Below are 21834 nucleotides of genomic sequence, written 5' to 3'. Positions count from 1 at the left end.
ACGTGGAGAAGTTCATCCCGCGTCAGATCACCAACATCCTCAGCGGCTCCCGGCCCAAGCTCTACGGCGCTGGCCAGAACGTACGCGACTGGATCCACGTCGACGATCACAACAGTGCCGTCTGGGCGATCATCGAGCGCGGCCGCATCGGCGAGACCTACCTCATCGGAGCCGACGGCGAAGCGAACAACCGGACCGTCCTCGAAGCGATCCTCGAAGAAACCGGAAATGCACCCGACGCCTTCGACTTCGTCACCGACCGCCCCGGCCACGATCTGCGCTACGCCATCGACTCGACCAAGCTTCGCACCGAATTGGGTTGGACGCCAACCTATGTCGACTTTCGGGCTGGATTGAAAGCGACCGTCGACTGGTACCGCGACAACGAGCAGTGGTGGCGACCGCAGAAGGATGCCACCGAAAAAGTCTATGCGGCCAAGGAGTCCGTTCTGCCCTGAAACAAGAACCGCGACGCTAGCTATTGCGCGACATCCGATGTCGCAGTAGCAAGTACACCGCTCGACGCATGAACGAGGTCATCAGCGCCTTGGCGTTGCCGATGCGAACATCGTTGTCGGACAGCAACGTGGGGTCGCCGGCCTGCAGTGAGCGGTGGAAGTCCGCCGCTTGCCGCGCCTGCTGCGTCGCCAGTTCCACGCTCCACTGGCCGGAGTTGATGCGGAACGACGCCAGTGGTCGCGGAATCGCCACGATGTCGCCGCGGAGCGCGACCGCGATGAAGGTGGCCTGATCGATCAGGTAGGGATGGCTGTTGTCCCACAGGCCGACCTCGCGCAGCTCGGACAGTTTCATCATGACGCCGCCGGGTTCGCCGAAGATGTTGGCACCGGCCCGAACTGCGGTTCGGGCGGCGACTCTGCCCGAGACCGTCCCCTTCAGTCCGCCGAGTCCGCGGGCGGCAATGACGGTCTTTCCGTAGGCGTCGATCAGCGTCCGCTGCGAGGCGACCAGAACGGCGGTCGGGTTGTCGTCGAAGGCCTGCACCTGGGTAGCGAGCGCGGTGGGCGCGATGGTGTCGTCGCCGCACACGAGTTTGATCAGCTCTCCCGTGGCTTCGCCGGTCACGCGGTTCCAGTTGGCCTGCGCCCCGCCTCCGGCCGGAGTGGTCAGGAGACGAATTCGTGGGTCCTCGAACTTCTGCGCGACGGCGAGGGTTCCGTCGGTCGACGAATGATCGGCGATGACCAGTTCGAAGTCCGTGAACGTCTGGGCGAGAATCGAATCGATGGTCTCGGCCAGATACTCGGCATTGTTGTACGCCGGGACGACGACGGAAACACGGGGCGTCATGATGTGGGGGCCTGGCTCTTTCTGCGGAACGAGAAGTCGCGGTAGCCGAAGAAGCTGACGACTGCCATCACTGCTGTGACGACCAATTGTGAAGGGATGGGCGGAAAGTGGAGGATGGACACGGCGACGGTCATCAGGGAGATGTTCGCGAGGAACGCGCCGAAGTTGACCACGAAGAATCGCAGCAGATCACGCAGGAAGTGACCCCGTACACGGAACACCAGGTATCGATACATCGCGAACGCGCACAGTACGTTGCAGAGATAGCCGAGCACGATGGCAGCGTGGTAGCCGAATTGCTCGCCGATCAGCAACTGCCACAGGATGAACCATGCGGTCCCCAGGGCGGTGTTGACGCCACCGACGAGCAGAAATGCGATCTTCTGGTTCTTGATGATGCGCATCAGCGGCCCGGGCGCACCGCTCATTCCCGCAGGGGGAGCGGGAGTCTGTGGTTCGGTCACCGACCCACCGCCAGCGCTTGACGCGTCGCGAACAGGGTCGACGCGATGCCGGCGGGGAGCGTGCGATGGGTTCGGCGATCGATATGTGGCCACACGGTCGAGTGCAACCGAAGATCTCGACCTTGCAAGGCCGCGAGCGGTGACGCTGCAAGTACCACGTTCGGCCGTCGCCGAAAGACGGTCCGGCACGCTCCGAGGATGGAACCGATCGTGACGGCCCCACCGGAGGCGAAGATCTTGATCGTTGGTGAGAGTCGTTGCGTGGCCGCCATGGCAAGGGTGTCGGCGACCATCTCGGCCGCGTCGGACACGTAGAGGTAGTCGCGCAACGTGTCCATCGGCACGTAGATGGACACGGGCGAGGCCATGAGGTAGCCACGGCACAGGTGCGAGATGAGGCCTTGGGGTTTCGCGAGGTTCTGACCCGGCCCGTACAGGTTGGCGAAGCGGCCGATGACCACGTTGGTCCCGGTGCGCTCCCCGAATTCGATGGAGATGGACTCCGCCTCCAGTTTTGCAATGCCGTAGTCGCCCAACGGCATCGGCTGTGTTCCTTCGTGATGCGGAGCCCCGGGCGCCCCGGCGTAAACGCCGCCGGCCGAGGACGCGAGGAAGAGAGTTCCGTTGTCTGCGCGTTCGGGGGTGAGGGCCTCGACGCGTGCGAGTACGGTGCGAATCAGGTCGTTCTCCTGCGCGAATTGTGCTGCGCTGGTTCCGTTCACGCCTGCGCCTGCGGCCCAGATCACGTTCCACACGCCGTCCTCGAAGGAGTCGAAGAAGGCCGTGCAGTGCTGTAGCAGGGCCTCTTCGGCCAAGGCGTTGTCCGACCAGGGGATTGTGCTGGTGTGCACGCGATGCCCGCGCCGTTGCACTTCCCGGGTCGCCGCCGCGCCGAGTAGCCCACCGCTGCCGACGATCCAGGTGTGCACCCTCGTCACGGCGATGACGAGGTGTCGGTAGGCGCTGCGGGCTCGGTGCGTCCGAGCGGGCCGTTTCCGGGATCGGTGACGATCAGATACGGCGGCTTGCCCATGGCAGTCTTGACGTTGACTCCCACGTATTCGGCCACCACGCCGAGTGAGAACAGGGTGGCTCCGAAACCGAACAGCAGGATGACCATCGTCGACGCCCAGCCCTGCACCTCGGAACCGGGGTCGAACGCCAGATACGACACCAGCACGTAGGCGACCAGAATCAGGCCGAGCAACGCGAACGCGATGCCGATGAAGCTGACCATCCGCAGTCCCTTGGTGCCGGACGAGAGCACCATCCGCCAGAAATGCGAGAGCAACGTCCGCAATCGATAACCCGATCGGCGGTCCATCTCCTCGCGCAACGCGACAGGGCTCGTTGTGACGTCGCCTGCGATCCACCCGAGCGCGATATCCAGATAGGCCTCGGAACCGGCGTACGCGGCGACGGATCGACCCACTTCACCGAGTACCAGGCGATAGCTCTGATAGTCGACGGTGTTGTCGCCTGCCATCGCCTTGGCGATCAGCCATTTCGCACCCCGAGAGGCCGCGTTGCGCCACATCCCGTGTGGAGCCACGTTCGTCGGCTTGGCGTAGACGACGGTGGACTGCTGGTCGAGAGCGGTATCGAGCATGCCACCGATGGCGGCCGGATCGTGTTGACCGTCCTCGTCCATCGTGACGATCCACTCGCCGCCGCTCGAGGCCATGCCTGCGAGCGTCGCGGGATGCTGTCCGAAGTTGCGGCTGAGCCACACGCCGCGAACGAAGGTATGCGTCGCTGTCAGCTGCCGAATCACAGCAGCGGAGTCGTCCGGCCCGTGATCGAACACGAGCAGAACCTCTTCGACGACCATCGGACGCCCGACGGGAGTGTGCGTCACCCGAGTCAGCGGAATGATCTCGTCGATCAGTGCGCCGAGCGTCCGTTCACCCTGGTAGACCGGCACCACGATGGAGATGCGGTGCGGTTCAGCAGCAGAGTCGGACATCACGAGGTCTGAGCCTAACTGCTCTCGGCGTCACCATCGAACTGCGGCGCGGCTGGGCTTCTGCGTCGCCGCACATCGAGCACCACCAGGCCGATCAGCACGATCACCCCGCCTGCCATGGCGGCCAGGCCGATTCGTTCGCCCGGAGGCCGGAACGTGATGTGCAGATCGGCATTCTCGGTGCCGGGCGGCAGGTCGACGTACAGGAAGATGTCGGCCAGGCCCTTCGTCTGCAGCTCTTCACCGTTGAGTGTCGCGGTGTAGCCGGGCCAGGCCAGCCGCGAGAAGACCACACTGCCACCGTTCGGTGAGCTGACCTCGACGTGCTCCGAGTCTGCGTCGGACGTACGGGGCACCGCTGTGGCATCGACGGTCGCGGCGACGCGTCCCGCGGATGCGGGGATCAACCCGTCGACGCGTTCGAGAACGTAGACCTGGCGCGCGGACTCGGGCGTGGGAGCGGTCACCCACTTCCAGCCGGCGGGTGCGGGACGGGAGTTCGCGAGCGGGTACTGGTTCTTCTGCAGCACGATGCGGTCGAGTTGCATCAGATCGGCGTAGGTCCTGCCGGTGTAGGGCTCGATCTCGAACACGCGCTCGAAGGCATCGCTGCAGGTCGACCCTTCGTGCTCGAAGCACAGCAGGTTGGCGAAATCGAGATAGCCGACGGGGGTGTAGGCGTTGACGTAGTCCAGGCCCATGACCTTGGCGAAGTTGCCGTAGACCTGGGAGTGCCAGGGAAGCTGCGGGTCCTCGGGTCCGTCCGCCTCTGTCTCGGTCAGTGTCCGGCTGCCGAGTTGCAGGGTTGCGCCCTGCCACTGGGGGAATTGGGCTCTGGCCTCGGATTGGGACGCAGGCAGCCACCATTTGTCGAACGGTGGTTGGTAAGTGGCCACCTGGTACATCGCGACCGGAGCGATGGTCACGAGCAGCAGTGCTGCCGTGGCCCGAGTCGAGAATCGGTGCGCCAGCAGCAATGCGAGTGCGCCGACGAGCAGGATCGCCAGGGCTGCCAGAACGTGGCGGCCGAAGAATTCCGGTCCGGAGGAGCTTGCACGCAGCAGCAACACCAGCGTCAGCAAGCCTGCTGCGAGTAGCCGGGGGCGCAGTTTGTCGACGGTGCCGTACCGGCTGATCAACGTGACCACGAGGATCAGTGCGCAGATGGCGACGAACGGCAGAATGCGAGCCGGCCAGCGGATGGGTCCGATGTCGCTGGGGCCTGCGGTGAAGATCAGCGCGAACGCCAGGACGATCAGTGGTGCCGACAGCTCACGCAGGGCCGGGGGTACCCGTCGCCACGCGATGAACGCGAGTGCGGGAACAAGGAACCACGCGATGTAGGTGACCGGCGATTCGGTGGTCTCACCCGCCCAGGATTCGATGCTCGTCACAGCCGTCGGGATGCTCGCGGTGAGCGATTCCGACCAGGGCGCGGTCAGGAAGTTGTCGTTGAACGTGCCTTCGTCGCCGCTGCGCCAGGTGACTGCGGACGTGAGCACTCCGGGCAGGAAGGTGAGGGCCCCACACGCCGCAGCGGCAATGCCCACCGCACAGACCTTCAGCGCTGGACGCCAGAGACGCTGGAACAGGCGTTCGCCGATCGCGACGGATCCGATCATCACGGCGGCCATCACGGCGGCGTGGACGTACCCGACGCTGATAGCGAGGTAGAGGAATGCGAACGGGATGAGCGGGCCGCTGCGGCCGCGGGCGTAGGACACCGAGCTCGCCCACGCGTTCATGATCCACGCGGTTCCCATCAGTGCGGTCACCCACGAGGTGTTCTCGAAGAACAGGGTGAACCCGACGAACGGTGCGCTCGCGCCTGCCACAGCAGCCCAGTTGGCACGTGCGCCGTAGGCGAGTGCGACGCGGTAGACGCCCAATCCCAACACGATCGAGAAGCCGAGCTTGACGGCGGTGGCGAGCAGCACCAGGTTGTCGATCGACGGCGAGATGTAGTTGATCGCCATCTGGACCGGGTTCCACAACCCGCCCTGACCTTCGACCGGGTAGTTGCCGGCCATCCACTGATCGAGCACGAGGGAGGGGAAATGCCCATCGCGCAGGATGCGTCCGAGTTGGAGCCAGTTGGGGACAGCCCCGGACTCGGTGTCGTCGATGTAGAAGAACCGCGGATCGACTACGAGTATCAGCAGATACCCCAGGACGACGACGGCGGCGACAGCTGCTCCCCATACACGCCGTTCTCGTGTGCCGTCGGGCCGAGAAGCGCGCGTGATCTGCGTGTCTGTGGGGGGCAAGGTCAACTCCGTGAGTTCGGGCAACGACACCCGACTGTAGCTCTCGAGGTGCCGTGGAACCGAAACGCAGACGGTTCGCAGAGCGCGCGTCGAACCGATCGGTCGTGGGCTGTGCAACCATGGTCAGTGGTCTTGTTCTCGCTTCGGCCGCACTTGTTCGTCACTCGCACTGTCACTTCTGGAACTGGATGGGGTATTTCTCGGTATGGACGGCACTGCTCTCGATCGTCTCGGCTCGCCTTCGAATGTGTCGGCTTCTGCCGGCGGTGACGGCGAGTCCGAACTGACTGTGCAGAGACTTCTGTTCGACGGTCCGTCACCCCTGGTCAGCGCCGATATGTACAGCGCGGTCGGTAAGGGCAACGCCGAGCGCACTCGTACCGGTATTCGGATCGCCAAGCGCAGCGTCGTGCACACGAACAGCTATTTCGGACGGTTCCCGGCCAGTTACTGGCAGCGGTGGACGACGGTCACCGAGGTGGTTCTGCGGGCGAACGTCGCCGGGGCAGGCCGAGTGGATCTGGTGGCCACCGACTACAAGGGCCACGAGCGGACGATGGCGAGTATCACTGTCGATACGCCCGATGCTTCGACTCGCATTGCCGTTCCGGTGGCCACCACGCAGTTCCTGGACGGCGGTGCGCTGTTCGCCCGGTTCACCACGACGTCGAGTGAGCTGTCGGTGCAGGACGCGGAATGGACGGTCGCCGCGCCGGAGAGGCTGCGACCCACCTCGGTGGTGATCTGCACCTTCAACCGCGCCGACGACTGCGCCAATACCGTCGCCGCCATGGCCGACGATCCGATCGCGCTACTGGGCGTCGACAACGTGTACGTCGTCGATCAGGGCACCGATCAGGTCCAGACGCGCGAGAAGTTCCAGCGCGTGGCCACCGAGCTCGGCGACAAGCTCGTGTACATCACTCAGCCCAATCTCGGCGGCGCAGGCGGGTTCACTCGTGGCCTGTACGAGGTGCAGGGCAAGGGCGGCGATCCGGCCAACGTGATATTCATGGACGACGACGTCCTGTGTGAGCCCGAGGCGATCGTGCGGATGAACTCGTTCGCCAACATGACCGTCGAGCCGGCGATCATCGGTGCGCAGATGCTGTACCTGCTGCATCCCGATCGCGTGCATGTCGGTGCCGAGGTGGCGAACCTGCAGAAGCTCGAGGCCGGAATCCACGTCAAGAATGCGGTGTCGGACAAGAGCGCGTTCAAGCGCAAGCGTCAGCAGGACGTCCGCGTCGATGCGGGGTACAACGGCTGGTGGTCCTGCCTCATCCCGTCCGAGATCGTCGGGCAGGTCGGCTACCCGCTGCCGCTGTTCTTCCAGTGGGACGATATCGAGTACGGATATCGTTCTCGTGCAAATGGATTCGCCACGGTGACGTTGCCGGGTGCGGCCGTCTGGCACGCCGATTTCGCGTGGAAGGATTGGGACGAGTGGCACCGCTACTTCAACCTCCGCAACGGCATGATCACCGCGGCCTTGCACATCGACCTCGACGGTAGGGCACTGGCCAAGCAGCTGTTCACCGATCTGCTGCGCTACCTGGTGTCGATGCAGTACGGCATGGCGTACACGCTGATCAAGGCCATCGAGGACTTCCTGGCCGGCCCGGACAATCTGCTCGACGGCGGCATGGACGCTGCTGGATCCATTCGTCGCGAACGTGCTGCATACGGAGAAACGAAGCGGCACAACGCAAACGAGGTCCCCGGAGTGCGTCCGGCCGATATGTTCATCACTCCTGCAGGCCCGCATCCGAAGAAGAGCATGGAATTCGCGGTCTTGGCCAAGAGGGTGCTCAATCAGTGGCGCGGCTCGGTCGATCCCGGCCCCGTCGCCATCTCGGCCGATGACGCGCACTGGTGGCACGTCTCGCTGTTCGCCCACGCCATCGTCACCGATCGCTCGCAGGAGGGCGTTCGAGTTCGCAAGCGCAACAAGGCACATGCGGCCGAACTCCTCAAGCGCGGAGTGGTCGCGCTCAGGCGTCTGCGCAGCGAAACGCCTGCGGTTGCGGCCTCCTACCGGGCCGCCGCGCCGACGCTGACGAGCCGAGAGAACTGGGCTCGCCTGTACGGGCAGTGATTACTTCTTCCGAACTGTAGGTGCCTTCCGGATACGCACGACGACCTGCTCGTTGTCGGCGGTGTACCCCAGGTAGTCGAACTCGGTGCCGGTGCGTGCGACGAATTCCGTCCACGCCCGGTATTCGTGGTTGCGCCAGCCGGGAAAGTTGAAGTATTCGTCGAAGACGATCACGGTGCCCACTGCGAGTCGATCGGCCACCAGATCGAGCACGGTGACCGTCGAGGAGTACAGGTCGGCGTCCAGGTGCAAGAACGCCAACTTCTCGTGGTGGCCCTTCAGAAAGCCCGGCAAGGAATCCTCGAACAGGCCGGGGACGATCTGCGCGCCCGGGACCTCGGGGATGTTGTCCTGCTCGAACAATCCCTTCGGGAAACCGGTCCGCCACGTTTCGGGTAGACCGGAGAAGACGTCGAATCCGGCGACGACGGTGATGTCCTTGCGTGAGGTCAGTTCGTCGGCGATGATCTCGAGCGTCGTGCCGCTGGCGACGCCGAATTCGAGGGCCATGCCGCGGATGGAGACCTCGCCGAGCGCGAAGCGCAGCGTCGCGTGGGGGCGCAGGAAGGTGGGAGCCTGCGGCATCATCTCTTCGGCGAACTCGGCGCTCTGCGCGGCTGCTTCGACATCGGACGCGTAGGGGATATCGCGACGCATCCGCATCTCGAGGCCGCGGATGAACGCGTGCAGATCGTCGATCTCACGGCGTTGACGCTCGAGGAGGTCGAGCAGTTTCGCCTGCTGGTCGCCGGTCTGCTCGGCCAATTGTGCCGTCTGTTGCTCCAGAACCTCGCCGATGATTCGTTGAAGTTTCTCCCGAGCCGAAATCTTGATGCGATCCGCGAGCTTCCGAGGTTCCGTCATGGGCACACGGTAGCGGTTTCGAACGCGTTCGCAAACACGTCAGGGTCTGCGGAAGTGTTCTCGACGCCCCAGCCCGCGTAGACGGAACCACTCCGCCAGTCCCTTCGGGTTGCGGGTGGTGATCAGGAAGAACCAGGTGAAGCGAATCCACTCCTGCGGCAACAGTTTTCGCATTCCCGGCTGCGACATCAGGTACCCGCGGTTGCGGTAGGTGAAGTAGCGCTTGGTCGCGTCCTCGGGGTACTGCGTATGCATCCGGCCACCGAGGATCGGCTTGAACTCCTCGGCCCCGTTGGGATGGACGTAGGCGGCAGTGAGGCACGTGCCGAATCTCAGGCCCGAGCGCTGCAACCGGCGATGGACTTCCACCTCGTCGCCGCGCACGAACAGGCGCAGATCGGGTACGCCGACGGCATCGATCGTCGACGCCTTGAACAGGGCACCGTTGAACAGTGATGCGATGCCTTCCAAGAGGTCGTCCTCGGGGTTCGCCGGGTCGATCAGCTCGGATCGCAGCCGACGCCATTCGACGCCGCGGCGCAGCGGGAACGCCAACCGATCCGGATCGTCGATATCGCAGACGACGGGTGAGACCTCGTCCAGTCCGTGGGCGAGGGCGCAGTCGTACAGCGTTTCGAGCACCTTCGGCCCCTCGGGGCGACCGTCGTCGTCGGCGAGAAATACCCAATCCGCGCCGAGTGAGAGCGCGTACAGAATCCCGAGCGCGAACCCGCCTGCGCCGCCGAGATTGTGCTGGGAGCCGAGATACGTCGTCGGCAGGTCGATCGATTCCACCAGTGCGCGTACGGCCGGCTCGTCGGCGTTGTCGACGACGACGAGATGGTCGAGCGGACGTGATTGGGCACCGATCACGTCGAGTGACAGAGCCAACAATTCCCGACGCTTGTGCGTGACGATGACCCCGATGATCCGGTCAGTCACCGGCTGCATCCTCGCGCTCGATCTCCTTCAAGATCTGTGCGACGTGGTCTCCCGCGTCGTCGCCTTCGTAGGATCGAACCACGTCTTCGATGCCGCCTTGCTGGCGTATCTGGCCGTGATCGATCCACATCGCGGTATCGCACAGCTGAGCCAGGAACTCGTTGGAGTGGCTGGCGAACACCAGGATGCCCGAGCGCTTGACCAACTCCTGCAGCCGATGACGTGCCTTCTTCATGAATTCCGCGTCGACGGCCCCGATGCCCTCGTCGAGCAGCAGGATCTCCGGGTCGATACTGGTGACGACGCCCATCGCGACGCGCACGCGCATACCCGTCGAGTAGGTGCGCAGCGGCATGTCGAGGTACTCGCCCAACTCGGTGAAATCGGCGATCTCGTCCATCTTCGCGAGCATCTGCTTGCGGGTCTGCCCCAGGAACAGGCCACGGATGATGATGTTCTCGTAGCCGGAGATCTCGGGATCCATGCCGACGCCCAGGTCGAACACCGGCGCGACGCGGCCGCGAATGGTCGCGCTACCCCGCGTCGGCTCGTAGATACCCGAGAGCAGACGCAGCAGCGTCGACTTACCGGCTCCGTTGTGTCCCACCAGTCCGACGCGATCGCCGTCCTTCAGGTTCATCGTGATGTTCTTCAGGGCTTCGACGACGACCACATCGGAGGCGTTGCGGTCGATGGATCCACCGGCCTTGCCGAGGAAGGCCTTCTTCAACGAGCGCGTCTTGGCGTCGAAGATGGGGAAGTCGACGCACGCGTCATGGGTGCTGATGCTGATGGACAACTACTGACCCCTAAACCCAGTAGGGCACGCGGGCCCGGTACTTCTTGAGAGCGAAAATGGCCAGCGCCCACCCGACGACGGTGAAAGCGAGCACGATGTACCAGTGGTACGCCTGTTGATCCTCGCCGATCAGCGGGGCTCGGATGATGTCCAGGTAGTGGAAGAGCGGGTTGATCTCGACCAGCTTGGCGCGGTTGGCGGCCTCACCGCCCATTTGCTGCAGGCCCGTGGTGGTCCACACGATCGGCGTCATGAAGAACATCAGCGTGACGAAGCTGCCCAGGATCGGGGCGATGTCGCGGTAGCGGGTGGCGACGATGCCGAACAGGATCGACACCCACACCGCGTTGAGCAGGATCAACACCAGCGCCGGGATGGCGAAGATCACGGTCCAATGCAGACCGCCGGGCGGCCAGAAGATCGCGATGATGATGACGTAGATCAGCATGTTGTGGCCGAGTAGCAGCAGTTGACGCCACACCAGGCGGTAGACGTGGACGCTCAGCGCACTGGGAAGCTGTTTGATCAGGCCTTCGTTGGCGACGAAGACGTCTCCGCCTTCGAGGATGGCCGCGCTGATGAGGTTCCAGATGATCAGGCCGACGGTCACGTGCGGGAGGAACTCGCGCAGGTCGATGTTGAGCAACACCGAATACAGCAGGCCCATCGCGATGGCCTGGACGCCGGTGGCGATGGTGATCCAGAACGGACCGATCACCGATCGTCGGTAGCGCTGCTTGATGTCCTGCCAGCCGAGATGCAGCCACAGCTCGCGCTGAGCGAAACCGGTTCTCAAGTCACCGAACGCTCGACGGTAGGTCTGCGAGTCCGAAACCGGTGCAGGCATCTGTTCACCTGCCTCGCTCTCGTGGTCCTTCGCTGGTGCCGACACGACGGTCGACACTACCTGGCCCCGGCCTCCGTGCTCGTCTCACCGGCGTCGCTGGTGCCCGATCACAAATACTGGCCGGTGCCGCTGCCGCCGCTCCCGGCGCCGGGTGCGCCCATCACGCCCGGAGGCAATGCGCCCTGTCGCATCTGCTCGAGCTGGGCTCGGGCGGCCATCTGCTGCGCGAACAACGCAGTCTGGATGCCGTGGAACAGGCCCTCGAGCCACCCGACGAGCTGTGCCTGCGCGATACGCAGTTCCGCATCGGTGGGGACGACGTCGTCGCCGAAGGGCAGCACCAGACGTTCGAGCTCGTCGCGCAGTTCGGGTGCGAGGCCCTGTTCGAGCTCGTGAATGGAGGACTTGTGGATGTCTTTCAGACGCGTCCGGCTGGCGTCGTCGAGCGGTGCGGCTCGCACTTCCTCGAGAAGTTGCTTGATCATCGTGCCGATGCGCATCACCTTCGCGGGCTGTTCCACCATCTCCGACAGGCCCGATCCACCGTCGGATTCCTCGTTCTCGGACGATCCGGCGGCGCGGGCGGCAGCGGCGGTCGCTTCCTCGCGGCTGAGGGCGAGCGGCTCTCCGTTGGGGCCGATCACAACGACATGGTCTGCGGGGGCACTGTTCGGCTCGGATTGGGTCATGTATTCATCTTTACGCGTTCCTCGTCGTTGCGCGATCGTCCGGGGCGATTATCCTGGGTCGGTCGTCGGGAACAGGTGAGGTCGGGGAGGATCGAGCGTGCGAGGTGGGCAACGGTTCCCTGGCGAAACGGGACGTGGAACACACGCTCGACCGGTCGGCGCTTAGAGTGTCCGGCATGGGTTACGACGTCGCGCGAGTGAGAGGTTCCATCCCCTCGCTCGGTGACGGGTGGATTCATCTCGACCCTCAACTGGGAATGCTGATTCCCGATCGGGTGTCGACTGCCGTGTCGACGGCCTTCCGGCACAGTGCGACCAACCATTCGGCGGGCAACACCTCGGCCAAGCGCAGTGCAGCCCTGTTGGAGTCTGCCCGCGTCGCGATCTCCGATCTGGTGGGTGCGTATCCGTCCGGGGTCGTCATCGGTCCGGATCGCGCGACGCTGTTGTCCTGGCTGGCGGAGTCGTTGAGTTCACGGCTCGGGTTGGGAACCGGGCTGGTGCTCTCGCGTCTGGACGAGGAAGCGAACGTGGCACCGTGGCTGCGGGTTGCCAGTAGGACGGGCGCGCACGTGCGCTGGGCCGAGGTCGAAATCGACACCTGCGAGCTCCCGACGTGGCAGTTCGAGGACCTGATCTCCTCCACCACGCGCCTGGTCGCCGTCACCGCGGCGTCGCCGATCGTGGGCAGCGCGCCCGATGTTCGGGTCGCGGCGGATCTGGTGCACGAGGTCGGCGGACTGGTCGTGGTCGACGCGGCCGGGGCTGCCCCCTATGCCCACGTCGACATCAAGGAACTCGGGGCCGATGTCGTCGCGATCGACACAGCTGCGTGGGGTGGCCCGTCTGTGGGCGCGCTGATCTTCCGCGACCCGACGCTGATCGAACAACTTCCGTCGATGTCGCTCAATCCGTCGGCCAAGGGGCCTGCGCGGCTCGAGGTCAGCAGTCACCAATATGCGCTACTGGCCGGTGTCGTGGCTTCCATCGACTACCTGGCCAATCTCGACGATGCGGCGACCGGTACCCGCCGTGAACGCCTCGAGCTGTCGATCGGATCGTTGCAGTACTACCACGACGGGCTCTTCGACTACCTGATGAACGCTCTCGATTCGCTCGATCACGTCATGGTGCTGGGCAATGCGCCCACCCGTGTCCCCACCGTGAGCTTCACGGTGGAGGGCGTGCCTGCGGTGAAGGTGTCCGAGCAGCTCGCTCAGGCCCGCATCGGTAGCGTCAGCGGAGTACAGGGCAGCAGCCGTCTGCTCGATGCACTGGGCGTCAACGACGAGGGTGGTGCCGTCTCCATCGGTCTGGCTCCGTACACCACCCGCTACGAGATAGATCAGCTCGTCAAGGCGCTCAACGCGCTCGCTCTCTAGCGGAGCAGCGGCTTCGCACGACCTACGACCGGCGCTACTGGACTCGCAGGATCACTTTGCCGATGGTGTCGGCCTCGTCGAGCATTCGGTGTCCTCGTGCCGCGTCGGTGATCGGAATCTCCGCGTGTACGACGGCCGTGACGCGGCCCTCCGAGATCATCGGCCACAGATTCGCCGTCATGTCCGCGACGATGTTCGCCTTGCTCGACGGCCCGGTTTCGGGGCGTCCGCGCAACCCCGCCGCGTGCACCGAGCCACGCTTGGCGAGCAGCTTGCCGAAGTTCAGCTCGCCCTTCACCCCGCCCTGCATGCCGATGGTGACGACCGTGCCATCCATCGCCAGGGCGTCGATGTTTCGGTCGAGGTACTTTGCGCCCATGTTGTCCAGGATCAGGTCGGCACCGTGATCGTCTGTGTGAGAACGGATCTCGGCGACGAAGTCCTGATTCTTGTAGTCGATCATGATGTCGGCACCGAGGTCTGCGCACATGTCCAGCTTGTACTTCGAGCCGGCCGTCACTGCGACGGTGACGCCCATCTGCTTGGCGAGTTGAATTGCGTGCGTTCCGATTCCGCTGCCGCCCCCGTGGATGAGCAATACCTGACCCGAGCGCATGTGTGCGTCCATCACCAGGTTGGACCACACCGTGGAGGCGACTTCCGGAAGTGCTGCGGCCACATGAAGATCGAGGCCTTTCGGGATGGGAAACAGCTGGGTGGCGGGCACGGCTACCTGCTCTGCGTAGCCGCCGCCTGCCAGCAGTGCACACACCCTGTCGCCGACGCTCCAACCGCTGACACCTTCTCCGAGTTCGGAGATGATGCCCGAGCATTCGAGGCCGAGGATATCGCTGGCCCCGGGCGGCGGTGGATACGATCCCTGCCGTTGCATCAGATCGGCCCGATTGACGGCGGCGGCCGAGACATCGACGATCACCTGCCCGCGACCGGGACGGGGGTCGGGAACCTCGGTCCACTCCATGACGTCGGGATCGCCGAATTCTTTCAATGTGATGGCGTGCATCCATCCATGATGCGCCTCCGGCGCAGTGGTGCGTTCAAGTGCCCTCTGGGGCACTCGAGAGTGGAGCCTGCGCAACGACCCGAGGGCTCAGCCACTCCACTGCGAAGCACCCCTACAGGTCCCAGAGGTTGATCCCGAAGTCCTCGGCGTGCTGGTCGATCTGTGTCAGTTCGTCCTCGGTGAAGTCCAGGTTGTCCAGCGCCGACACATTGTTCTCGAGCTGCTCGACGCTCGATGCGCCGATCAGTACCGACGTCACCCTCGGGTCGCGCAGCGCCCAGCTCAGCGCGAGCTGCGCGAGTGACTGACCGCGGGTGGCGGCGATGTCGTTCAAGGCACGTAGATGTCCGATGTGCTCGTCGGTGAGCCAGTCCGGGTTCAACGACTTACCCTGTGCTGCTCTCGAATTGGGCGGTACGCCGTCGAGGTACTTGTCGGTGAGCATGCCTTGAGCGAGCGGCGAGAACGCGATGACGCCTGCCCCCACCGCGTCGAGGGTATCGAGTAGCTCGGGCTCGATCCACCGATTGACCATCGAATAGCTGGGCTGGTGGATCAGCAGGGGAACGCCCGCGTCGGCCAACAGATCAGCCATCTTCTGCGTCCCCTCGGGCTTGTACGAGCTGATGCCGGCGTAGAGGGCTTTGCCTTGCTGCACTGCGCTGATCAGCGCTCCGGCGGTTTCTTCGACGGGGGTGTCGTGATCGGGGCGGTGGCTGTAGAAGATATCGACATGGTCCAGACGCATGCGCGTCAACGACTGATCCAGTGAGGACAGCAGGTATTTGCGAGAGCCACCGAAACCGTAGGGGCCGGGCCACATGTCCCATCCGGCTTTGCTCGAGATGATCAGTTCGTCGCGATATCCGGCGAAGTCCTCCGAGAAGATCCGTCCGAAGTTCTTCTCGGCGCTGCCGTACGGCGGGCCGTAGTTGTTGGCCAGATCGAAATGGGTGATGCCCAGATCGAAGGCGCGACGCAGGATCGCGCGCTGGTTCATCAGCGGTACGTCGTCGCCGAAGTTGTGCCACAGCCCCAGTGAGATCGCCGGTAGTTTCGGCCCGCGGGATCCCACTCGCCGGAAGGCCATGGCGTCGTATCTGTCGGATGCGGCAACGTAAGGCGGTTCGATGTTGGGATCTGTCATAACTCGACCCTATGTCTGTGGCTTGAATCGAACGTTCAACCAACGCAAGCTACTCGTGAGTAGATTTCTTGCCTAGGATGACGCGGGTGACAGCTGACTCAGCCATTGGTTCCGGGGGGGACCCGCAGTGGCTCGATACTGCGGAAATGCGAGCATGGCGCGCCTACGTAGACGGCGGGCAACGATTGATGGGGGTACTGAACAAGGATCTGCAGGACGGACACGGCCTGTCGATGGCCGAATATCGCATTCTGGTGATGTTGTCCGAATCGATAGACGGCTCCCTCAGGATGAGCGAGTTGGCCGACGGCGTCCTGTCCTCGAGAAGCCGCCTGACGCATCAGATCCGACGCATGGAAGTCCAGGACATGGTCTCCCGCAGCACCTGCGTCAACGACGGTAGAGGGGTGCTTGCGGTCATCACCGAGGAAGGCCGTCGGCGATTGGCGGAGGCGGCACCCACGCACGTCCGCAGCGTCCGCCAACACCTCGTCGACTTGCTCGGTCCCCAGGAACTCGACGTGCTCGGCGACATCTTCGAGAAGGTCGATGCGGCGATGGACGAGTCCGGTACCGCCACGCGACGATGAGGGGCGATTGGGACTCCGGCGCTCGGGCCGTTTAAGATCGCACACGGAAGCGTGGCAGAGCGGCCCAATGCACTCGCCTTGAAAGCGAGAGACGTGTAAAAGCGTCCGGGGGTTCAAATCCCTCCGCTTCCGCCACATGTTCGTTGGTCGAACCCGGTCCACCCGCAAGGGTGGGCCGGTTTTGTTTGCCCCGGTCGAAGCTCAGTAGCGTCGCAAGTTCGCTTGCCTCAACCTTTTTCACGAGTGCCAGGGCGGCTCGGTTCGACAGTCCGTCTGTTCCCGTCAGTCCGAGCTCGCGCACTTGGTCCTGGATGACGCGTGGCACCCGGCTCTTCCGCTTGTCGAAGAAGACGGTGGACAGGTGCGCTACAAGATGCGCGAACGGCTCGGCCAGCCGTCGGCGACGCTCGATGAGCCCATACCCGCTCCGTCTGAGCCCGCGACACCAAGCGATACGAGCGGTACTACAACCCAGCCATCCTTCCCATCGGCTACTAGCGAGCCACTGGTACCACCAGCGCCTGAGGCAAGTACGTCGACGTCCGCCAGCCCGGTGATTTGTCCGACCCCGACACCGACCCCGACCACCCCGACGCCAACTCAGATCCCGAGTTCGACACCGACTTCAACGCCAGGTTGTCTTCCATCAGTGCCGGAAATTACAGAGCCGGCAAATGGCGGTAGTACTTCCACTGACCCCACGTTGACACCAACTTCAACTCCGGACAGAACGTTTGGGTTCTCACCGGCGCTTTCTGCTCCTGCCCGAACAGAACTAAGTCAACGGGAAAATTACAACTGTGAAGTATTCGATGCCCATTGGCATGGCGACCGCCAGTATGCTTGCCGCAGTAGCGATGGTCTGGTGCAGCTATTCGATAAGCCTCTTGGTACCCCCGGAAGGACGTTGGTTGGTGAGGTGGCGGTACGTGAACTGCGAGATTCGGCACTGAGTTGGAAAACTAATAAGTGGACTGAACGCTATTCCCTAAAAATCCTCTATGTGAATGATGCCAGTGGGACAAGTGGAACCACAACCGTCTCGGCAAACGGTGGATGCACGACACTGCAGGGAGTTTGCGGCGTGAGTGGGGAGAACTTGATTGCGAGCCGCACCGCAACCGATGGATTGGATCTGACTCGTCAGTGGACTAACACAATGAACTAGCCCTCCGGATCAAGGCCCGTCGCAACAGGGGCGTGGCAAATGCGAATCAAGTTCAAAAGCGGTACTACCGTCTCGCCGCCGAGTGCGAACAGCCCACTGATCAGATGCGATAATGACCCTAATATGCGGGACTACTTCGGGTGCGCGTTTTACCAAGCACCTCCTGTTCTCGACTACTCGGCCAAGGCTAATATCGGTGACTTCAATGCGCACGTTGCTCGTGCTCAACAGTCAGGCCTCCCCGGTGCTCCAAATGGTGCGCCGCTCAACCGCGTCTACGAACCGACGATTAGCCAAAACCGCAGGGGTGCGTGCGGTCCGGTCACCGGTCCCAGAGAGACGGTGAGCTGCGACGAGTACCCCTTTGGATCCTCTGACCAGGGCGGTCGTGTTGGTGGTCCATACACAGGACCCGCCCGGACCTACAACGGGTGCCAAATACCTATGCTGCCTTCAAGGCCACTGTTGCAGTCTCCCGTCGAGTACTATAACAACCTGGGGCACAGCGTCTGCCTGATCCCAAAGTCCCAAAACAACCGCGCGGGAACCTTTCTGTCCTGGTTCTACACACAAAGCCGAGTGATCGCAGGCGACAAGTTTTATGTAAAAGCGCAGTAGGCACGTCAACTTAGCCCGGTGACCAGGACACAGCACTGGTCACCGGGCTATGCTCATTCTATGGTCAACACTACTGAGATTCGCGTTAGTAACCAGCAGTTTTCAGTGGTCCCGGAGGGTCATGTGTCAATCCCAGAGGGCTACTTAACTGCGTTGGTAGAAGTGACTGACACTTTCATGACTGTTCGCACGGGCACCGACTGGGGCCCTGTCGCTTTATCTATTTCGACCAACGAGGAGGATCTGGCAGCTGTCAATGACGATGAATGGGACGCGATCGAGGAAGGTTACTTCTACAAGATTGCCCCGCTTCGTGTTGAAACCAACGACGGGACCGTCTGGAGCGACTTTACCGACCTGAGTAAATTGCCTAGGAAAGGAAAGATTGAGTTTAGGGTCTTGGCCAAGGGTCGGGCGCAGGGTTGGGGTCGTGATTCTGAAACTGCACAAGAACACTATTCTCTCATTTTTTGGTCTGCAGCGGCAGGAGCGCCGCAACGCCCAAAGCATCGTCTCGTGAAGTCCGACGGCAAAAACACCATCACAGCTCGCAAATCGAATACTCCGTATAACCCGGATGATCATGATGCCTCAGACGCGCGCGTGCGAACAATCGGGCCGTATATTTTCGGCTCTGAGTGAGCCGATGTGTGGAGACGTAGTGCATGATCAGCAAAGGAACTGCCAGTGCCACGATCAGCTTTAAATAAGCCCGAACGCGTCGGGCGGTAGGTCATCCGCGCGGGACCACCATCTCACTGTGCTCAGGGCGTGTTGACGAAGTGGTCACTCGGCTGGGTCTTGGCCCACGATCCCGATTCCATTAACTTACGCGAAGTAATGAGTGCGGAGGTCTGATTCGTGGCTGCAGGGGCCGTGACCAACTTCTCGCTCGAGCACCTTTTTCCGCGTCGGTCAAGAGGTTGTCGTGACCAATAGCTCAGGGGCGATTGTGGATCGAGCGCCGGTGGCGCGAACGGTCGATGGCACCTTCGTGAACATCGAGTATTCGATCAGTCCGGACGGCAGTACTCTGAGCTGGCGTGATGCCGATGCAACTCCGCAAGCTCGCGGTTCCGTGCCGAATGCTTGCGCCATTGCAACAGGTCTTGGTGGTGCGATAGCGGGCGCTCCATGGACAGCCGCCGCCACGTTAGGAGCGGGTCCTGTCGGCTGGGTCATGGGTGCAGCGACCGCTGGCACATTCTGGTACGCAGGGACACAGTGCTGAAGCTCGTATTGGAGAGACAGTTATGAACAATGTGTCGGACGGTGCCGAATCGGTACAGCGCAGTACCTTGATGTCGGTGTTCGTGTCGTCTGCTGCAGTTGTGGTGCTGGGTCTGGTGTCCTGGCTGATCTTTGACGTGGAAGTAACACGGATCATCAATGTCGTGTTTTCGGTGGCGGTCGGTGCAGCGATCGTCACGGGGTCACTACTCGTGACGCGTCGCTATCTCCATGGTGCAGTTCAGGTTGTGGGGTGCTTCGTGGCCGTGTCCGCGCTAGCCGTCGCTACATACTTGTTGCCCAACTGAGCGGCACGCTGCATCCATCCATCCATCCGTCCGACCTGGCCGAACCGCACTGGACAAGGTAAGAACCCGCACCTGCCCACAGCAGGTGCGGGTTCTCTCGTCCACGGGGCGCCTTTTCTACATCGGCAACGACGCGTGGCAGCACTGACAGACCGTCGACACTGTGATAAGCAAGGGTAATGACCGACTTCCTTCGTTCCCTCGACATGCGGACCCGCGCATTCTTCGGTGGGCCCGGTCTCGGGGTGGTGTTCCTCGTCGTGCTCATTGCATTTGGTTTGCCGGTTGTCGGGCGCGGCATGGACCTGAGAGGCGAGTTGATCGCCGCGCTTGTCATCCTCGCGGCCGCGGTCATCTACGCGGTCGGTCGCGTTCGGCGCAGGCTCTCGACGGAAGACTGACACTGCATCGAGCTCATCGACTGCGCTTGCTCGATCCGCGCCACACCAGAACCCGCACCCACCCATCTGGCAGGTGCGATTTTTTCGCTCCGGTTCGAAACTGTAGCCGTCGCAGCATATTCCATCGCGCCCGTTGCTGAAAAGCTGCCCAACTACGATGTCGACCGACTCGTTGATCCACAATCTTGGAGAATCACTGTGGCCGTTTCCGGCTACGCGCCACCCGCATCGAAGAGTCGCCACCAATGGCCATGGATCACCGGGATCGCCCTGTCCAGTTTGCTCGTCGTCGGCTGCGCAGACCCCACGACTGCCGGCGACACCACGTCGGCCGCCGAGCGTGTTTCCTCGGCCACCGACACGGCGATCAGCGCCTCTCCGTCTGCAACTACGACTGATGCTTGCCGGTCGCACCGGTTGCGCCGGTGCCTGTACCCGCACCGGCAGTTGACAGCTCGCCCGATGCCCAGGCCGCCTTCGGCATGCTTGCGACCCTGCCGATCAAGGGACGAGCCCCGAAAACCGGCTACGACCGTGACCTGTTCGGCCAAGCCTGGACCGACGATGTCGACGTCGAATTCGGGAAAATGGCTGTGACCAGCGAAACGATCTGCTTCGACGTGACCTCACCGCGATCACAACCAGTGGACGCGAACGTCGGTGGATTGTTGTCATCCGGCCTCGAGCTTGGCGGCTGATGCGCGCGTCGGTGCAGCGGCGACGAAGCGTTCTAGTCCTTCGACGAATGATTCGGCGAGCCCGGGAGGCCAATCATCGAACGTCGCTTTGATCACGTTCGCGAGTTCAGCGCGGATGCCGGCAACTACGGTGCGACCTTCGTCAGTCAACGTCAGTAGTGACACCCGGGCGTCCCGCTCATCTTGTGCACGCTGCACGAGCCCTGAGCTTTCCAGTTGTGCGGCATACCTACTGGCGACAGTGCGATCCACCCCGACGCGCTCGCTCAATGCGGCGGCACTGAGGGGTCCGTACCAAAATATCCCGCTCAACGTGGGGTAGCGAACAGCATCGACAACGTCCGAAAAGGGTGCCAGCGCGCGTTCGTAGAGGTGGGCGCGGGTGTCACGTTGGATCAACTTCACGAGCGCCAGCTCGGTGCGGGTTCCCAAATCGGACTCGTTCATCCATCAACCGTAGACCATTGCGTGCACTGCACACGCTTTTGTGTCACACTGAGCGGGAAGCGTGCACGGCGCACGCATCTCAGTCGGTGGAGGTTGAATGCAATGGCACTAAGGCCGGTATATCCCGAGGACGTGCTGCCCGACGGTTCGGAGTTCGCGGCGTTCAGCGGACGCAAGATAAGAATGGGGACAGTAGCTGCGTTTATAGCGAACGTTCAAGCGCTACGCGATTCGACTCCGGGAACGCAGCGACACACTGACCTTTGGTCGACAATCATTGATTTGGCACCGCAATTGTCTGCGGTCGGGCTATTCGAAGTCTTCTCGCCGCGCGACCCGCAGATCGCTGAGCTGGTCGAATCCCTTGCACTGGCAACGGATTCGGAGTCAGTGTCATGAGCGGTCCACAGAACATCGTTGCAGGTGGACCTACGGTGTTCGCCGAAAGGTTCGCTGACGTCGAATTTCGGGGTGCGTCCCCAGACTGATACGTGCGCGGCTGTTCTCGATCGCCACGTTTGGTGAAGAGCCCTGCCACGGATGCTTGCCGACTGCTATGGGCGGCTGGCTTGTT

At 62.9% G+C, this 21834-nt stretch carries 21 protein-coding genes and 1 tRNA gene; 9 read left to right on the top strand and 13 right to left on the bottom strand.

What is annotated here, in order from left to right:
* Positions 1 to 458, top strand: a 458-nt coding sequence (locus tag J1M87_RS19415; protein WP_206491191.1) for a GDP-mannose 4,6-dehydratase, incomplete at its 5' end; no start/stop codon positions are given.
* A 16-nt stretch (positions 459 to 474) separates the two neighbouring features.
* On the opposite strand, the gene J1M87_RS19410 is transcribed toward J1M87_RS19415, so the two are convergent.
* The 5 genes from J1M87_RS19410 to J1M87_RS19390 are packed head-to-tail and all read right to left on the bottom strand — an operon-like array spanning position 475 to position 6008.
* Positions 475 to 1311: a glycosyltransferase family A protein gene (locus tag J1M87_RS19410; protein WP_206491190.1), complete on the bottom strand. Its 837-nt coding sequence runs from the start codon at positions 1309 to 1311 to the stop codon at positions 475 to 477.
* Positions 1308 to 1775 carry a GtrA family protein gene (locus J1M87_RS19405; protein WP_206491189.1) on the bottom strand — a complete coding sequence of 156 codons (468 nt, stop codon included), beginning with the start codon at positions 1773 to 1775 and terminating at the stop codon, positions 1308 to 1310. Before J1M87_RS19405 ends, J1M87_RS19410 begins: the two co-directional genes overlap by 4 nt.
* Positions 1772 to 2713, bottom strand: a complete 942-nt coding sequence (locus tag J1M87_RS19400) for an NAD-dependent epimerase/dehydratase family protein (RefSeq protein WP_206491188.1) — start codon at positions 2711 to 2713, stop codon at positions 1772 to 1774. Before J1M87_RS19400 ends, J1M87_RS19405 begins: the two co-directional genes overlap by 4 nt.
* Complete coding sequence (locus J1M87_RS19395; protein ID WP_206491442.1) at positions 2710 to 3741, bottom strand: glycosyltransferase; 1032 nt, start codon at positions 3739 to 3741, stop codon at positions 2710 to 2712. The genes J1M87_RS19400 and J1M87_RS19395 overlap by 4 nt, the downstream gene beginning before the upstream one ends.
* Positions 3742 to 3755: 14 nt before the next feature.
* Complete coding sequence (locus J1M87_RS19390; RefSeq protein ID WP_241257137.1) at positions 3756 to 6008, bottom strand: hypothetical protein; 2253 nt, start codon at positions 6006 to 6008, stop codon at positions 3756 to 3758.
* Between the two features lie 205 nt (positions 6009 to 6213).
* Between J1M87_RS19390 and J1M87_RS19385 the strand changes: the two genes are divergently transcribed.
* Positions 6214 to 8106: a glycosyltransferase gene (locus J1M87_RS19385; protein ID WP_206491187.1), complete on the top strand. Its 1893-nt coding sequence runs from the start codon at positions 6214 to 6216 to the stop codon at positions 8104 to 8106.
* Here J1M87_RS19385 and J1M87_RS19380 read toward each other — a convergent pair whose 3' ends face one another.
* From J1M87_RS19380 to J1M87_RS19360, 5 genes are all read right to left on the bottom strand, one after another.
* Positions 8107 to 8970 carry a TylF/MycF/NovP-related O-methyltransferase gene (locus J1M87_RS19380; RefSeq protein ID WP_206491186.1) on the bottom strand — a complete coding sequence of 288 codons (864 nt, stop codon included), beginning with the start codon at positions 8968 to 8970 and terminating at the stop codon, positions 8107 to 8109.
* Positions 8971 to 9009: 39 nt separating this feature from the next.
* Complete coding sequence (locus J1M87_RS19375) at positions 9010 to 9921, bottom strand: glycosyltransferase (RefSeq protein WP_241257136.1); 912 nt, start codon at positions 9919 to 9921, stop codon at positions 9010 to 9012.
* Entirely contained in the window at positions 9905 to 10705 is an 801-nt protein-coding gene (locus tag J1M87_RS19370; RefSeq protein ID WP_374222410.1) for an ABC transporter ATP-binding protein, read from the bottom strand. The genes J1M87_RS19375 and J1M87_RS19370 overlap by 17 nt, the downstream gene beginning before the upstream one ends.
* Positions 10706 to 10721: 16 nt before the next feature.
* A complete protein-coding gene (locus J1M87_RS19365; RefSeq protein ID WP_206491183.1) occupies positions 10722 to 11558 on the bottom strand; it encodes an ABC transporter permease in 837 nt (278 codons plus the stop codon).
* A 107-nt stretch (positions 11559 to 11665) separates the two neighbouring features.
* Positions 11666 to 12247: a bacterial proteasome activator family protein gene (locus J1M87_RS19360; protein ID WP_206491182.1), complete on the bottom strand. Its 582-nt coding sequence runs from the start codon at positions 12245 to 12247 to the stop codon at positions 11666 to 11668.
* Positions 12248 to 12423: 176 nt separating this feature from the next.
* Here J1M87_RS19360 and J1M87_RS19355 point away from each other — a divergent pair, with 176 nt between their 5' ends.
* Positions 12424 to 13629 carry a cysteine desulfurase-like protein gene (locus J1M87_RS19355; RefSeq protein ID WP_206491181.1) on the top strand — a complete coding sequence of 402 codons (1206 nt, stop codon included), beginning with the start codon at positions 12424 to 12426 and terminating at the stop codon, positions 13627 to 13629.
* A gap of 34 nt (positions 13630 to 13663) precedes the next feature.
* Here J1M87_RS19355 and J1M87_RS19350 read toward each other — a convergent pair whose 3' ends face one another.
* Positions 13664 to 14653 carry an NAD(P)H-quinone oxidoreductase gene (locus tag J1M87_RS19350; protein ID WP_206491180.1) on the bottom strand — a complete coding sequence of 330 codons (990 nt, stop codon included), beginning with the start codon at positions 14651 to 14653 and terminating at the stop codon, positions 13664 to 13666.
* 112 nt (positions 14654 to 14765) lie between these two features.
* Positions 14766 to 15800 (bottom strand): L-glyceraldehyde 3-phosphate reductase, encoded by a 1035-nt coding sequence (mgrA, locus tag J1M87_RS19345; protein ID WP_206491179.1) that lies wholly within the window; start codon positions 15798 to 15800, stop codon positions 14766 to 14768.
* A gap of 77 nt (positions 15801 to 15877) precedes the next feature.
* Here mgrA and J1M87_RS19340 point away from each other — a divergent pair, with 77 nt between their 5' ends.
* The 6 genes from J1M87_RS19340 (at position 15878) to J1M87_RS29475 (ending at position 20813) form a co-directional block, all read left to right on the top strand.
* A complete protein-coding gene (locus J1M87_RS19340; RefSeq protein ID WP_206491178.1) occupies positions 15878 to 16390 on the top strand; it encodes a MarR family winged helix-turn-helix transcriptional regulator in 513 nt (170 codons plus the stop codon).
* Positions 16391 to 16435: 45 nt separating this feature from the next.
* Positions 16436 to 16525: transfer RNA gene (locus J1M87_RS19335), tRNA-Ser, on the top strand.
* 1711 nt (positions 16526 to 18236) lie between these two features.
* Positions 18237 to 18818: a hypothetical protein gene (locus J1M87_RS19330; RefSeq protein WP_206491177.1), complete on the top strand. Its 582-nt coding sequence runs from the start codon at positions 18237 to 18239 to the stop codon at positions 18816 to 18818.
* A gap of 611 nt (positions 18819 to 19429) precedes the next feature.
* The gene (locus tag J1M87_RS19325) at positions 19430 to 19714 is read left to right on the top strand and encodes a hypothetical protein (protein ID WP_206491176.1); all 285 of its coding nucleotides are present in this window, start codon (positions 19430 to 19432) and stop codon (positions 19712 to 19714) included.
* Between the two features lie 179 nt (positions 19715 to 19893).
* Positions 19894 to 20115: a hypothetical protein gene (locus tag J1M87_RS19320; RefSeq protein WP_206491175.1), complete on the top strand. Its 222-nt coding sequence runs from the start codon at positions 19894 to 19896 to the stop codon at positions 20113 to 20115.
* A 425-nt stretch (positions 20116 to 20540) separates the two neighbouring features.
* Positions 20541 to 20813 (top strand): hypothetical protein, encoded by a 273-nt coding sequence (locus tag J1M87_RS29475; RefSeq protein WP_374222402.1) that lies wholly within the window; start codon positions 20541 to 20543, stop codon positions 20811 to 20813.
* Here the strand turns inward: J1M87_RS29475 and J1M87_RS19310 are convergent.
* Positions 20787 to 21260, bottom strand: a complete 474-nt coding sequence (locus tag J1M87_RS19310) for a MarR family winged helix-turn-helix transcriptional regulator (RefSeq protein WP_206491174.1) — start codon at positions 21258 to 21260, stop codon at positions 20787 to 20789. The genes J1M87_RS29475 and J1M87_RS19310 overlap by 27 nt on opposite strands.
* Positions 21261 to 21834 lie beyond the last annotated feature (574 nt).

It is taken from the genome of Rhodococcus sp. KRD162 (assembly GCF_017168335.1).
Lineage (GTDB): Bacteria > Actinomycetota > Actinomycetes > Mycobacteriales > Mycobacteriaceae > Rhodococcoides.
Note: the sequence above shows the minus strand (reverse complement) of the source record. Positions and strands in the feature narration are given on the sequence as shown.

Coding starts and splice junctions, on each gene's coding strand:
- J1M87_RS19410 (WP_206491190.1), bottom strand. CDS start 1,311: ATGACGCCCCGTGTTTCCGTCGTCGTCCCGGCGTACAACAATGCCGAG.
- J1M87_RS19395 (WP_206491442.1), bottom strand. CDS start 3,741: ATGTCCGACTCTGCTGCTGAACCGCACCGCATCTCCATCGTGGTGCCG.
- J1M87_RS19385 (WP_206491187.1), top strand. CDS start 6,214: ATGGACGGCACTGCTCTCGATCGTCTCGGCTCGCCTTCGAATGTGTCG.
- J1M87_RS19380 (WP_206491186.1), bottom strand. CDS start 8,970: ATGACGGAACCTCGGAAGCTCGCGGATCGCATCAAGATTTCGGCTCGG.
- J1M87_RS19375 (WP_241257136.1), bottom strand. CDS start 9,921: ATGCAGCCGGTGACTGACCGGATCATCGGGGTCATCGTCACGCACAAG.
- J1M87_RS19365 (WP_206491183.1), bottom strand. CDS start 11,558: ATGCCTGCACCGGTTTCGGACTCGCAGACCTACCGTCGAGCGTTCGGT.
- J1M87_RS19360 (WP_206491182.1), bottom strand. CDS start 12,247: ATGACCCAATCCGAGCCGAACAGTGCCCCCGCAGACCATGTCGTTGTG.
- J1M87_RS19355 (WP_206491181.1), top strand. CDS start 12,424: ATGGGTTACGACGTCGCGCGAGTGAGAGGTTCCATCCCCTCGCTCGGT.
- J1M87_RS19350 (WP_206491180.1), bottom strand. CDS start 14,653: ATGCACGCCATCACATTGAAAGAATTCGGCGATCCCGACGTCATGGAG.
- mgrA (WP_206491179.1), bottom strand. CDS start 15,800: ATGACAGATCCCAACATCGAACCGCCTTACGTTGCCGCATCCGACAGA.
- J1M87_RS19340 (WP_206491178.1), top strand. CDS start 15,878: ATGACGCGGGTGACAGCTGACTCAGCCATTGGTTCCGGGGGGGACCCG.
- J1M87_RS19330 (WP_206491177.1), top strand. CDS start 18,237: ATGGTCAACACTACTGAGATTCGCGTTAGTAACCAGCAGTTTTCAGTG.
- J1M87_RS19325 (WP_206491176.1), top strand. CDS start 19,430: ATGAACAATGTGTCGGACGGTGCCGAATCGGTACAGCGCAGTACCTTG.
- J1M87_RS19320 (WP_206491175.1), top strand. CDS start 19,894: ATGACCGACTTCCTTCGTTCCCTCGACATGCGGACCCGCGCATTCTTC.
- J1M87_RS19310 (WP_206491174.1), bottom strand. CDS start 21,260: ATGAACGAGTCCGATTTGGGAACCCGCACCGAGCTGGCGCTCGTGAAG.